The sequence below is a fragment of the Paracoccus benzoatiresistens genome (assembly GCF_026913015.1).
Taxonomy (GTDB): Bacteria; Pseudomonadota; Alphaproteobacteria; order Rhodobacterales; family Rhodobacteraceae; genus Paracoccus; species Paracoccus benzoatiresistens.
The window spans coordinates 1-13,851 of the sequence record NZ_JAPTYD010000020.1; the positions used below are offsets into that span (position 1 = coordinate 1).

The 13,851-nt window shown below is 69.0% G+C and carries 8 protein-coding genes and 1 pseudogene; 5 read left to right on the plus strand and 4 right to left on the minus strand.

Annotated features, from left to right (window positions below; all coding sequences use genetic code 11):
* Positions 1-262, plus strand: a 262-nt coding sequence (locus tag OU682_RS13470; protein ID WP_268942665.1) for an erythromycin esterase family protein, incomplete at its 5' end; no start/stop codon positions are given.
* Between the two features lie 345 nt (positions 263-607).
* Here OU682_RS13470 and OU682_RS13475 read toward each other — a convergent pair.
* Together OU682_RS13475 and OU682_RS13480 are read right to left on the minus strand one after the other, a co-directional pair.
* Positions 608-715, minus strand: a pseudogene (locus tag OU682_RS13475) (IS5/IS1182 family transposase); the annotation flags it as partial.
* A gap of 79 nt (positions 716-794) precedes the next feature.
* Entirely contained in the window at positions 795-1,361 is a 567-nt protein-coding gene (locus OU682_RS13480) for a Pycsar system effector family protein (protein ID WP_268942666.1), read from the minus strand.
* A gap of 153 nt (positions 1,362-1,514) precedes the next feature.
* Here OU682_RS13480 and OU682_RS13485 point away from each other — a divergent pair, with 153 nt between their 5' ends.
* Complete coding sequence (locus tag OU682_RS13485) at positions 1,515-5,186, plus strand: FecR domain-containing protein (protein WP_268942667.1); 3,672 nt, start codon at positions 1,515-1,517, stop codon at positions 5,184-5,186.
* Between the two features lie 6 nt (positions 5,187-5,192).
* Positions 5,193-6,992 carry a CHASE2 domain-containing protein gene (locus OU682_RS13490; protein ID WP_268942668.1) on the plus strand — a complete coding sequence of 600 codons (1,800 nt, stop codon included), beginning with the start codon at positions 5,193-5,195 and terminating at the stop codon, positions 6,990-6,992.
* Positions 6,993-7,024: 32 nt separating this feature from the next.
* On the opposite strand, the gene OU682_RS13495 is transcribed toward OU682_RS13490, so the two are convergent.
* Entirely contained in the window at positions 7,025-7,924 is a 900-nt protein-coding gene (locus OU682_RS13495; RefSeq protein ID WP_268942669.1) for an alpha/beta fold hydrolase, read from the minus strand.
* Between the two features lie 178 nt (positions 7,925-8,102).
* Here OU682_RS13495 and OU682_RS13500 point away from each other — a divergent pair, with 178 nt between their 5' ends.
* Both OU682_RS13500 and OU682_RS13505 read left to right on the plus strand, forming a co-directional pair.
* Complete coding sequence (locus OU682_RS13500; protein WP_268942670.1) at positions 8,103-9,617, plus strand: FGGY-family carbohydrate kinase; 1,515 nt, start codon at positions 8,103-8,105, stop codon at positions 9,615-9,617.
* A gap of 4 nt (positions 9,618-9,621) precedes the next feature.
* Complete coding sequence (locus OU682_RS13505) at positions 9,622-11,265, plus strand: glycerol-3-phosphate dehydrogenase/oxidase (RefSeq protein ID WP_268942671.1); 1,644 nt, start codon at positions 9,622-9,624, stop codon at positions 11,263-11,265.
* Here the strand turns inward: OU682_RS13505 and OU682_RS13510 are convergent.
* Positions 11,237-13,735, minus strand: a complete 2,499-nt coding sequence (locus tag OU682_RS13510) for a GcvT family protein (RefSeq protein WP_268942673.1) — start codon at positions 13,733-13,735, stop codon at positions 11,237-11,239. The genes OU682_RS13505 and OU682_RS13510 overlap by 29 nt on opposite strands.
* Positions 13,736-13,851: the final 116 nt, after the last annotated feature.

Genomic DNA, 13,851 nt, shown 5'->3' on the forward strand with positions numbered 1-13,851 from the left:
TGAAGTCGGCCTGCCGCGCTTTCTGCTTCCGATGGGTCGTCAGCTTGACCCCGCCGTCCACCGCGCGCTGTCGACCCTGCGCCTTCAGCGCTATATCGGCGTGATCTACCGACCCGACACCGAACGCTGGAGCCACTATTCCTACGCCTCCCTGCCGGATCAGTATGACGCCTTCGTCTGGTTCGACGAAACCCGGGCAGTCGTGCCGGTCCCCGGCCCGCTGCAGGCCGGCGAAGACGAGACCTATCCCTTTGGCCTGTGAGGCACGCGCCGCCTTGTGGAGCCTACGAGCTCGTCAGAACGCAGTCCCGGGCATCCATTTCCTTGACCGGATCAGTCGGTGAACAGGGTTCGCCCGAGATCGGGTATGTGGTGGGGTTTGTATTCTCGCAAGCAGACAAGCCAAGGACGCAGCACATTGCAAGGGTGACGGCAAGAGGTCTCACGATAGGATCTCCTTCTTACAGAAGTACTCAATCAACTGCAGGCTACCTTCAGGATTTCTGCCAACCGTGTTCTTATACCATTATGTCAGATGACTTGGACGGCTCATATAAGTTCTTGGCCGCTTCTGCTTGCAGCTTCCGACCCCTGAGTTGCGGCGCCGGAACAGGACTGTCGCGGCGAGTGCGCCGGCGGGCAGGAAGGGTGCCGGGCAGCGGTCATGCCGTGTCGCGATGCGCCTGCTGTCCTTGAGCCTGCGAAACGCGATCTTGTTCACTTTGCCCGCAAAATTGGCGTGAACGCCCTTCTGGCGCGCATCCGCTACACGGTCCGGGGTGACTCCCGCGGCCTTAGGCCGGCGGACTGACCGCCAGCAGCAGCACATAGCAGGCCAGCCAGACCATCAACCCGCGAAACGCCAGGCCTACCAGGCGGAACTTGCGCCGGGCAAGGGTGGCCAGGTTTTCGACATTGCGGGCATATTCGTCGAACAGGAAGGCCCTGTCTCCATGCTGGCGGGCGGACAGCAGGCGGCGGCCTCCCTCGGGCCAGGCGCCCCAGAACAGCGAGGTTCCCTTGGCAAGCTTGCGCGGCATCACCACGCCCAGGGCCGAGAACAGCGTCAGAAGCACCGCCAGCGCCATGATGCCCGTGATCACCGCATGCGCGGGGGCAGCGTCGCGATAGGTGGCAAGCGAGAAGATGTCCCGACCCTCGGCCGAGGCCAGCAGGAAGGCCACCATGAAGGTGAACAGATAGGCGGCCTTCTGGTCGGCGGTCTTGATCTGGTCGTAGAAGACGTCGTTGACCTTCTTCAGATGCTCCCAATAGGGGTCGGTACCGGTCGAGGGCTCGGGCAGGATCTCGGGTCCTGGCGCGTCCGGTCCCGGGGCATCGGGCATGGGTTCGGATTTCACCGGCATACCTGCTGAAGCGTCACATGTCCTTGCCGGGTTACCATGCCGCCCCGTGGGGCGGCAACTGAATCCGAACCCCACGGCGCGCTTGACGCATGACTTTTCCGGCCGGATAACAGGGGGATCAGGTTCTTCTGTTCCAGGTTCCGGGTCATGCGTTTGCGCTTTCTCTGGCAGGCGGTCGTTCTGTGCCTGCTGGCTGGTCCAGTCCTTGCGGAACCGGTACCCCGAAGCGCGGCCCCGGCGGGATCGGTCATTGCGCGAAAGTCGGGCGAAGAGGTGCAGTTCATCGACCTGGCCGGCTGGAACGCCGTCGAACTGGCCCAGGATCTGCTGGCGGGTGACGTGCTGCGCACCAATGCCACCGGCAATCTTGCCGTTCTTTTCGCGGACCGCACGCAGATGCGGCTGGCGCGCAACACCACCATGGTTGTCAAGAAGATCGGCCCCGCCGCCGACAGCGTCTTCGAGTTGCAGCGCGGCACCCTGTGGGGGCGGGCCATGCGCGGCGGCCTGGGGCTGACCGTGGAAACGCCCGCTGCTGCCGCGGCGATCCGGGGCACCGACTTTGCCCTGACCGTCGAGGGCGACCGCACCGCGCTGACCGTCTTGGAGGGCATCGTCACGCTTGCCAACGCGCAAGGCGCCGTCACCGTCCGGCAGGGCGAGGGCGCCGCGGCGCGCATCGGCGAGGCACCCACGAAGATCGTCGTCACCGACCCTTCGGACCGCGAACAGATGCTGACCTATCTGTCGCTGCGCTCGGCCTTTTCCGCGCTGGCGCCGACGCCGCTGCCCCATGCCCGGCTGCGCGCCGAACGCGCACGGCTTGCGGCCGTGGCCCCTGCCGCCCAGGGCCTGGCGGATCTTGTGACCGCCGCCGAGGTGGCCTTTGCCCTGGAGGGCAGCGACGCGGCGCGCGCGGCCGTGGCGCGCGCCCGGACCCAGGCCTTGACGCCCGGCCTTGCCGCGCGGCTTGACCTGGTCGAGGGGTTGATCGCCGCGAACGAACGCCGCTATGGCGATGCGCAGCGTTTGTTCCGGCAGGCCGCGCCACATCTGGACGCCGACCGCAGGGCCGTGGCCGAGAACGCGGGCTATTTCTCCCGCGCGTTGGCCGACCCGGATCATGTCGAGGCCCCGCCTGCTGCATCCGATACCCCGGCAGGCGCGCTGGCCCGCGCCTATGCGCAGGCGGTGCTGCTGGACATCCCGGCCGCGCTGGCCGACCTGGCGGCAGCCGAGGCGCGATTTCCCGATCAGGCGGGCCTGCCCGCCGCCCGCGCCCAGCTTGCCATGCTGATGGACGACCGCGCGCAGGCGCAGGCGGCGATCGCGCGCGCGCTGGCCATCGACCCAGACGATCCGAACGCGCTGGAGGCGCGCGCCGTCTACCGCACGCATTTCGAGGGCCGCTATGCCGAGGCGCTGGCCGATCTGCAGCGGGCCACCGCCGCCGCGCCCGGCGTTTCGTCGCTGTGGAACCAGATCGGTCTGGTTCAGGCCACACGGGGCGCCAACCGAGAGGCCGAGGCGGCCTTCCGCCGCGCCATTGCCCTGCAGCCGATGGATCCGGTGGCCTATGCGAACCTGGCCTTCCTGTATCTGGACCAGGACCGGCCGGACCGCGCCAAGCCGCTGATCGACCGCGCGCTGGCGCTGGATCCGGCCTTTGACGTGGCGCTGTTCGCCCGGGGCCGCTGGCACCTGCAACGCGGTGACATTGCGGCGGCGCAGGAGGACCTGCTGGCGGGTTCGACCGCCAATCCCGCCTATTCGCAGGGCCTGCTGCTGCTGGCCGCCGCCCATATCGCAGCGGGCGAGCGCGAACCGGCCGAGCAGGCGCTGGAAAATGCCGAACGGCTTGACCCCAACGACCCGGTCACGGCGCAGGCGGTCGCCTCTTTCGCGATCGACGAATACGAGGCCGACCGCGCCATTGCCGCCGCCCAGTCCGCCATGCGCCGCGCACGAGAGCGGGGCGGGGATTTCGCGGGCGCCGAGGCGAACCGCACCGAGGGCTCGCTGCTGAACCAGGCCTTCCGCTTGCAGGGCCTGGATGCCTGGGGCCGGTCCTATGGGGATGCGGTCTTCAACCCCTTCGATGGCGCCAGCCTGGTTGACCAGGCCGTTGCGGGCAGCGCCTTTCCCGTCGCTGCAAACCTCCGCTATGGCAGTGATTTCATCGATCCGACGCCGGATCCTGGCGGATTTTCGGCGCTGTTCCAGGGGCTGCTGCTGTCGCCCGAGATCCTGACAGGGCGCAGCCGCGGCAACGACGTGCTGCGCCGCCCCTTTGTGGAAGCAACCCTGGGCGGGGGAACGGTCGAGACCGAGGACGGCGGGCGCGGCAGCCGCAGCATCGAATTGCAGGGCTTCGGCAACAGTCCGGTGCCGGTCAGCGGCTATCTGCTGTGGGAGGACGGCGGGCTGGTCGACACGCGCCGCTGGCGCGAGCCCGGATCGGCGATCCCGCTGTCCCAGTTCGACCTGGATGAACGCGCAAGTTCGGGCCTAGCCTATGCCACGGCCAGCATCACGCCGGACGACCACCTTGTGGTCTATGCCCAGTCCGCGCGCGAGCGGTCCGAGATCGGCCAGGGGGTGATCCTGCTGGACCAGCCGCTGCTGCCCTTCGATGCCATCGCCTATCAGCGCAGCCGCGACACGCGCCTGGACCGCGCGGGCCTTGGCTTCAGCCACAGCTTCGCCTGGCACAACGTGGTCGAGGTGGCGGTGTTCGGCACCGAGGCCAGCCAGCAGACAGACGAGACGGGCGTGATCGTCTCGCTGCGGGACGGAGACGTGCTTGGTCTCCGCAACCTTGCGGCCGACGTCGCGCAGGACACGCGCATGGCGGCGCTTGGCTGGCGCTATGGCCGTGGCCCCTGGGTGCTGCGGACCGGCATCGAGACCGGCCGCGTCACCGCATCGCGGGCGCAGGAAAGCATCACCTTCCTGGGACCGGTCCCGGATGTCGCCCGCGAAGCATGGCAACTGGACTTCGACGTGGCCCGTGCCTGGGCCGACCTGATCTGGGACATCGACCCCGCGCTTCGGGTCGAGGCGGGCGCGCTGGCCACGCGCTTCACGGGCGATCTGGACCTGTCGCGGGTCGATCCTCGGATCGGCCTGTCGTGGCGCCCCGTGGACCGGCACTGGCTGCGCGCGGCCTGGATCGCCGATACCGCCGGGACCGGCGACACCACGCTGTCCCCCATCGGCGTCGTCGCGCTGCAGGCAAGCCGCATGGCATTGGACCCGGGCGGCAGAGCGGAAACCGCGATCCTCCGCTGGGACGCGGAATGGAGCGACCGGCTGTTCACGGTGGTGGACGTGCAGCGCCAGCGGTTCACGGACATCTCGATCCCCGATCCGACCGGGCTTGACTGGATCGACCTGGCCGAAGGTCGGCTGGACCGGGTTGCGGCCACAGTGAACTGGAAGCTGCCCCAGGGCTTCGGGGTCTTCGCGACCCTGGCCCGCAGCGACAGCGAAAACCGCGATCCCGCCAGCCCCGGCTATGGCGACGGCCTGCCGTTCGTTCCCGACAGCGCCGCCAGGCTGGGCGTGACCTGGGTGCATCCGGCGAATATCCGCGCGAGTCTTCTGGCCAGCTGGATCGGACCCCGGACCGGGGACGAGGCCGGCCAGCGCCTGGACGGCATCTGGACGCTTGATCTTGCGGCGATCTGGGAATCCCCGGACCAGCGTTTCGTGGCAGAACTGAATGCCTGGAACCTGCTGGACGAACGCTTTGAGGTCGCACCGCAGATCGAAGGCTGGGGCCGCACGGTCGAGGCCTCGCTGAAGATCCGCTTCTGACGCCGCATGACCACCCCGTCCCGTCCCTGGTGGAGCGTGCTGCAAGAAGGGCCTTCAACCCCGCGCCGGCGGCAGGCCGGGCTTGCCGCGCTGGCAGTCGTGGCGGCAATGACCGCCACGGGGCTTGCGCAATGGCCGGCCTGGCAACTTCTGGAAGCGCGGGTCTTCGACCACCTGTCGATGATCGCCCCGCCCTCCATGCCGGAGGACACGCCCCTGGTCGTCGCCATCGACGAGCCGTCCTTCGCCGAACTGGGCCAGCAATGGCCATGGCCGCGCGACACCCATGCCCGGCTGGTCATGGCCCTGCGCGACGCCGGGGCACGGTCCATCGCGCTGGACATGGTCTTTGCCGAACCCTCGCAGCCCGGCCCCGACGCTGCCTTGGCCGATGCCATGCGCGCGGACACCGTCCTGGCCGCCGACGAACGCGTCCTGGAGACGCCGCAGGCGGTGCAGCTGCTGCGCACCGATCCGCTGCCGTTGCTGCTGGAGGCAGGCGCGGTCGCGGGGCTGTCCACCATTCCGCTCGACCGCGACGGGACGGCCCGCCGCCTGCCCGAGCGCCCCGATACCTTGGCCCGCGTGTTGCTGGCGCGGCACGGGCCTGCTGCACCGGTCGCCCCGCCGGGGGCGCTGTTGCAGTTCTACGGCCCGGCGCGCAGCGTCCCGACGGTGTCCTATTACCAGGCGCTGGACCCGCCGACATTCCTGCCGCCGGGCTTTCTTGCCGGGCGCGACGTGATCGTGGGCCTCAGCCTTCAGGCGGCGCCAAGCGCCGATCAGGGCGGCCCTGACGCCTTCGCGACGCCCGCGACGGTGCGGTCGGGCGCGCTGGTGGCAGGGGTGGAAATCCACGCCACGGTGGCCGCGAACCTGCTGGCCGGGGACTGGATCCGGCCCGCCTCGGCCTTGGCGCGCATCGCCGCGATCTGCGCGACCAGCGCGCTGGCGGCCCTGCTAATGTGGCGCGGCGGGCGGACGCGGCTGATCCTGTCGCTGGTCCTTGGCCTTGCCGTCCTGCCGCTGGCCTGCTGGCTGGCGCTGCGCCTTGGGCGACTGTGGCTGCCGCCGCTTGCGCCGATGGCGGCCTTTGCCGTCACGACGGTGGGCCAGACCCTGCGCGACTTCGCCACCGAGCGGCGGCTCCGCGCCGGGCTGACCCGGGCCTTTTCCCATTACCTTGCGCCCGCGCTGGTGGAACGCCTGGCCGCCGATCCGGGCGCGTTGCGGCTTGGCGGCGAAAGCCGCGAGATCACCGTGCTGTTCTGCGACATCCGCGGCTTCACCACCCTGGCCGAGCATCTGCAGGCCGAGCCCGAGCGGCTGACCACCATCCTTCACCGGCTGATGGAGCCCTTGTCCCAGGCCGTCCTGGACGAGAACGGGACCATCGACAAGTACATCGGCGACTGTCTCATGGCGTTCTGGAACGCGCCGCTGGAGGTGCCCGACCATGCCGCCCGCGCCATCGCGGCAGGGCGGCGCATGATCGCGGCGGTTGCCGCGCTGAATGCGGAATTCGCGCGCGAAGGCATGGCGCCGCTGGCCATCGGAATCGGCATCAACACCGGCGCCTGCATCGTCGGCAACATGGGATCGGGCGCCCGCTTCGACTATTCGGCCATTGGCGACGCGGTGAACCTGGCCGCGCGGCTGGAGGGGATGACAAAGGAATGGGGCGTTCCCCTGATCGCCGGAGAGGCGACCGCAGCCGTGCTCGGCCCCGGGGCCGGGTTGCGCCCCCTGGGCGAGGCCAAGGTCCGGGGCCGCGCGACCGCGACGCGGATCTTCGCGCTGGCCTGACGCCGTGCCGCGTCAAGGCCCTTGCCGATGGATCAGGACCCGTCGGCTTCGCGAAGAAAGGACAGGGTCTTCCCCAGGAACTCATCGCGGTTCTGCAGCGGCGCCCCATGCCCGGCGCCCGGTATTTCCTCCAGCTTTGCATTCGGCAGGCAGGCGGCCACCTCCGTTGCCGCGGCCTGGAAGAAGGGCAGCGTTTCCGTCCCCCACAGGATCAGGACCGGAGCCTGGATCCGGCCAAGATCGTCGCAGGTCATGGGCGTCGCCGCGGGCGCACCGAACAGCTTTGGAACGGTGGGGGCATTGTCGAAGAAGATCGCGCGGGCCGGTTCGGGAAGCGTGTCGAACCCGCCCGGCGGCAGGCCGAAGACATATTCGATGGCAAGCGTGACGGCCTTCCGGTCGTCGCCCGCCTGAGAGGCCGCCACCGCCGGGCCCCATCCTTGGCCCCAGGCCTTCAGGGCCTTCTCGTGTTCCGGCATGCCTTCCAGCACCGTTTCCAGCGTCGGCTCGAAGATCACGATGCGGCGGACCAGATCGGGCCGGTCCAGCGCGGCCTGCAGGACGATGGGACCGCTGTAGGACCAGCCGACCAGATGCATCGGCTCGGCCCAGGCATCGAGCAGCGCCGCAAGATCCGCCTCATGGACATCCCGGGCGAATGCCGGCTGGTCCGGCCATGTGCCGGTGCCGAAGCCGCGCTGCGTATAGGCGATGAAGCGAAAGTCCTCGGCCACCTTCTCGCGCATCGCCTCCCAGGCACGATGGTCGGCGAAGGCGCCGTGGACGAACAGGGCCGTATCGCCCCGGCCGGATTCGACATAGGGAAACCGGGCTCCGGCAGCCTCGACATGCCTGACGCCCGCATCCTCGGGCGCGGCGATGGTCGGAAGCAGCAGGGCCATGAATGCCAGCGAAGTGGACATCCTGGACATCGCATCCTCCCTCAAGGGTGGTCGTCGTGGCCCGCCAATCATACGCCCCGCGCCCGAGTCGCTCAACGCGACCGTCGTGGGGGGTTTTTCAAGCGTGACCTTATCGTGTATCGACCAAGGTCTGGGCACGACCCGGGGACGGAACCTTCAACCATGGCCAAGGGCAGGGACAGCTGAGATGCCGCTTTTGCTGGGGATCGACAACGGGCTGACCGTCACAAAGGCGGTGATCTTCGACGAAGCGGGGCGCGTGCTGGCGACCGCCCGGCGCCGCGTTGCGCAATCCATGCCGCAGGCCCGCCATGTCGAACGCGACATGGACGCGCTGTGGACCCAGACCGCCGCCGCCATCGCCGAGGCCGTGTCGGCCTGCGGGCGGCCCGCGGCCGAGATCGCCGCCGTCGCGGCCACGGCGCATGGCGACGGGCTTTACCTGCTGGACCGGGGCGCGCGCCCCCTTGGGCCGGGCATCCTGTCGCTGGACAGCCGCGCGGGCGACATGGCCGACCGCTGGGAGCGCGACGGCACCAGCGATGCCGCGCTGGCCCGGACCGGGCAGGTGCCCCATGCCTCGGCCCCTTCGGCGATCCTGGCCTGGATCAGGGACAACCAGCCCGAGCGATTTGGACGGATCGGCCATGTCCTGGCCTGCAAGGACTGGCTGACCTTCTGCCTGACCGGCCATGTCGGCACCGACCTGACCGAGGCCAGCACCGCCTTTACCGACGTCCGCACGCAGCGGTTTTCTGCCGAGGCCTTGGCGATCTTCGGGCTCGAGGCGCTGTCGGACGCGCTGCCCTCCATCGCGCTGCCTGACCAGGTGATCGGCGAGATCAGCGCAAGCGCCGCCGCGGCGACGGGGCTTCTTCCCGGCACCCCGGTCGTTGCCGGGCTGCACGATGTCACCGCATCCGCCCTGGGCGCAGGCGGCTATGGCGAAGGCACCGTCGCGATCGTGGCCGGAACCTATTCGATCAACGAAACCGTGTCCCTTGAACCCCGCACCGATCCGCGCTGGTTCTGCCGCAACGGGCTGCGCCCCGGCGAATGGAACGCCATGTCGATTTCGCCCGCGTCGGCTGCGAACTACGACTGGTTCCTGGACACGCTTTGCGGCAATGACCGCGCGGCGGCCGAGGCCGAAGGCCGCGCCTTCCATGACACCGTCATTCCGGAAATCGAGGCCGCGATGGCCCGCCCCTCGACCGTGATCTTCCACCCGTTCCTGTTCGGATCGCCGCATGGGCCCCATGCCAGCGCCGGCTTCCTGGGGCTGCACGGCTGGCACGACCGGGGCCAGATGCTGCGCGCGGTGATCGAGGGGATCGCCTTCAACCACCGCCATCACGTCGATGCGCTGCGCGACGGCTTTGCGCCCGAGGCCGCGCGGCTGACGGGCGGGATTTCCCGCAGCCCGGTCTTTGCCCAGCTGTTCGCCGATGCCCTGGCCATGCCCGTCGCGACCTCCGACACTGAGGAGGCCGCGGCCTGGGGCGCGGCGCTTTGCGCGGGGTCCGGGATCGGGCTTTTCGACAGCCCCCGCCACGACCCGCGGGACATGGCCGCGCTGACCACCACCTACCAGCCCGATCCGCAGCGGTCCGCCGACCTGGCGCGCCGCTATGCCGTTTTTACCGACCTTGTTGACGCCCTGTCCCCGCTCTGGCCGCGGATCGAGGCATTGGGAACCTGACGACATGACAGACATTCAAGACATCGACGTGCTGATCCTTGGCGCAGGCATCAATGGCGCGGGCCTGTTCCGCGACCTGTGCGAACAGGGGCTGACCTGCGTGGTCGCCGACAAGGGCGATTTCGGCGGCGGCACATCGGCCGCACCCTCGCGGCTGATCCACGGCGGCATCAAATACCTGGAAACGGGCGAGTTCCGGCTGGTTGCGCAATCCACGCTGGAACGGAACCTGCTGCTGAAGAACGCGCCGCACCTGGTGCGTCCGCTGCCCACGGTGATCCCGATCTTTTCCTGGCTGAAGGGGGTGCCTGCGGCGCTGCGCACGCTGCTGGGGTCCACCACGGCCCCCCGCAGCCGGGGCGCGGCCCTGATGAAGACCGGCCTTGCGATGTATGACTTCTATGGCCGCCGCCACCGCGTCATGCCGCGCCATCAGCTTTGGTCGAAGAAGCGCGCGTTGCGGGAAATCCCGCCCCTGACCCCTCGCGTTGTCGCGGCGGGAGAGTATTATGACGCAGCCGTAACCCTGCCCGAGCGGCTGGTCTGGGAACTGCTGGCCGAGGGGATGCGCGCCAGTCCGGCCTCGCGCGCCTGGAACTATGCCACGCTGCAATCGACCGATGGCGAGACGGTGCAGCTGGAGACCCCCGAGGGGATGCAGCACCTGCGGCCCCGGTTGGTGGCCAACGCCGCCGGGCCCTGGATCGACCGCGTGAACAAGGCGCTTGGCGCGCCCTCCCGTCTGATCGGCGGCACCAAGGGCTCGCATATCCTGCTGGATCATCCCGAACTGATCGCGGCGCTGAAGGGCCGGATGATCTATTTCGAGGCCGACGACGGCCGCATCTGCCTGGTCTATGACTACCTGGGCCGGGCCCTGGTCGGATCGACCGACACCCGCGACGACGATCCCGACAACGTGTCCTGCGACGATGCCGAGATCGATTATTTCCTTGGCGCCCTGCGCGGATTGCTTCCGGGCCTGTCCTTCGACCGCGACCAGATCGTCTATGCCTATTCCGGCATCCGTCCGCTGCCGGCCTCGGACGCGTCCAATCCCGGCCTGATCAGCCGCGACCATTCCGCGCCCGTGGCTGAACCGGACAGCACGCGGCGCTGGCCCATCATCTCGCTGGTGGGGGGCAAGTGGACCACCTTCCGCGGCTTTGCCGAGGAGGTGGCCGACGTGGTCCTGGCCCGTCTGGGCAGGGCGCGCCGGCGGGACACGAAGCTGGCCCCGATCGGCGGCGGGCGGGATTATCCGTCCGATCCGCAGGCCTGGGCGCGGCAGGCCGCCCGCGACACCGGCGCCGCGCCCGAACGCGCCGCGGCCCTGCTGTCACGCTATGGCACCACGGCAGCGGCCATCCTTGCCGCCGAGGGCGCGGCCCCTGTGATGCTGCGGGACGCCGATTATTCGCTGGCGGAACTTGACTGGCTGACCCGCCACGAGGCCGTCCGCCACCTGACCGACCTGATCATGCGCCGGACGGCGCTGGCAATCACCGGCCATCTGTCGCGGCGCGACCTGGAAACCATCGCATCAGTCTGCGCGCAGGCGCTGGACTGGGACGAGGCACGGCGCGCGCGCGAAGTTCAGGATGCCTTGGCGGTCCTGGTCACGCGGCATCGCCTGCGGCTGCCATAGGCGGGCTTCCGGCGGTTCCCGGCACCCCGCGCATCCGCTCGGACCTGGGGTCATGCATGGGCGTCAGGCTTGCCTCGGCCGTCACGATGCGGCCCGCGACGTCGATGGAATAGGCCGAGGCAAGCATCTCGGCCCCGGTCTCGTCGGGGCGGCAGGGAACATAGCCCAAGCCGATGGCCCCCCCGAGCGCATGGCCGTAATTGCCCGAGGTCAGCTGGCCCACGATCCGCCCGTCGCGCAGGATCGGCTCGTTGTGGAACAGCAGCGGTTCGGGATCGGTCAGGCGGAACTGCACCATGCGCCGCGACAGCCCGGCCTCGCGCTTGCGCAACACCGCGTCGCGGCCGATGAATTCGCCCTTGCCGGTCCTGACGGCAAAGCCGAGGCCCGCTTCCAGCACGTGGTCCTCGTCGGTGATATCGTGGCCGAAGTGGCGATAAGCCTTCTCGATGCGGCACGAATCCATCGCGTGCAGCCCGCAGAGCTTCAGGCCGACCTGCTCGCCGGCCTCGGCCAAGGCCTCGAACACATGGGCCGCCTGGTCGGTCGGAACATAAAGCTCCCATCCCAGTTCGCCGACATAGCTGACGCGATGCGCACGGGCGAGGGTCATGCCGATCTCGATGTCGCGCGCGACACCGAAAGGATGGACCTCGTTCGACAGGTCGTCGGGTGAGACCAGCGACAGCAGTTCCCGCGAGCGGGGACCCATGACGGGGATCACGGCCTCGGCGGCGGTGATGTCGGTGATGATGACAAAAGCCTCGGCCACATGCTTGCGCAGCCAGACCAGGTCGCGCTGCAGGGTGGCGCCGGGCACGACCAGCAGGAAGGCGGTTTCCGTCAGCCGCGTCACCGTCAGGTCGCATTCGATGCCCCCGCGCGCATTCAGCATCTGGGTATAGACGATGCGGCCGGCAGGCACGTCCACGTCGTTGGCGCAGAGGTTCTGCAGGAAGGGCAGGGCGTCGCGCCCCTCGACCCGGATCTTGCCGAAGGAGGTCATGTCGAGAAGGCCCACCCCCTCGCGCAGGGCCATGTGCTCGGCCCGCTGGTTGTCAAACCAGTTCTGGCGCTTCCAGCTGTACTCGTACTCGCGCGCCTGGCCCTCGGTCGCGAACCAGTTGGCGCGCTCCCATCCTGCCACCTCGCCAAAGACCGCCCCGCGCGCCTTCAGGTGTTCGTGCAAGGGCGAGCGGCGGATGCCGCGCGCGGTGGCCATCTGGCGATAGGGGAAGTGGTCGGCGTAAAGCAGGCCCAGCGTTTCGGTGACGCGCTCGCGCAGATAGCGGCGATTGCGCTGGAAGGGCTGCGCGCGGCGGATATCCACCTCCCACAGGTCGAAGGGCGGCTCGCCGTCGTTCATCCATTGCGCCAGGGCCATGCCCGCCCCGCCCGAGGAAACGATGCCGATGGAGTTGTAGCCCGCGGCGACCCAGTAGCCGTGCAGGTTCGGCGCCTCGCCCAGGTAATAGCGGTCGTCGGGGGTGAAGCTTTCGGGGCCGTTGAAGAAGGTGTGGATGCCCGCGCTGGCCAGCAGCGGCATCCGGGCCACGGCACTCGCCAGGATCGGCTCGAAATGGTCGAAGTCCTCGGGCAGCTGGTCGAAGCAGAAGTCCTCGGGGATGCCCCCCATGCCCCAGGGCTTGGCCTTGGGCTCGAAGGCGCCGAGCAGGATCTTGCCCGCGTCCTCCTTGTAATAGGCGCATTCGTCGGGCACCCGCAGCACCGGCAGTTGCGCCAGGTCGGGGATGTTCTCGGTGACGATATAGAAATGCTCGCAGGCATGCAGCGGCAGGGTGACGTCGTTCTGCGCCGCCAGATCCCGGCCCCACATGCCGCCGCAGTTCACCACATGATCCGTGGCGACATGGCCCCGGTCGCCGCCTGCCTCCCAGTCGACGCCAGTGACCCGGCCACCTGCCGTGGTGACGCGCGTGACCTTGACCCCCTCGATGATCCGCGCACCGGCCATCCGCGCGCCCTTGGCAAGCGCAAGCGCGATGTTGCCCGGATCGGCCTGGCCATCCAGCGGCAGATGGACGCCCCCCACGACGTCGCGGGTTTCCAGATGCGGATACATCCCCGCCACCTCGCGCGGCGAGAGTTCGTTCACATCGACACCGAAGGCGCGGGCCAGTGCCGCCTGGCGCAGGATCTCCTCGTGCCGTTCCCCGGTCAGGGCCACGGTGATGGAGCCGCATTGCCTGAGGCCCGTGGCTAGGCCCGTCTCGCCCTCCAGCCGGGCGTAAAGATCGGCGGAATACTTGGCCAGTCGCGTCATGTTCTGGCTGGCCCTGAGTTGGCCGATCAGCCCCGCCGCGTGCCAGGTGGTCCCCGAGGTCAGCTGCTTGCGTTCCAGCAGCAGGATGTCCGTCCAGCCCAGCTTCGCCAGGTGATAGGCGACCGAGCAGCCGGAGATGCCGCCGCCGATGATGACGACGCGGGCGCGGGAGGGAACGTCTGGCATGGGTAAGGGTCCGCTGTGAAGTCGAGGGGGAGTGAATGGGTGCGACGGTCTGATCCGCAGTCCACAGGCAAAGAAAGCGACGCCATGAATGAAATATCAACAGATATTTTCACTCA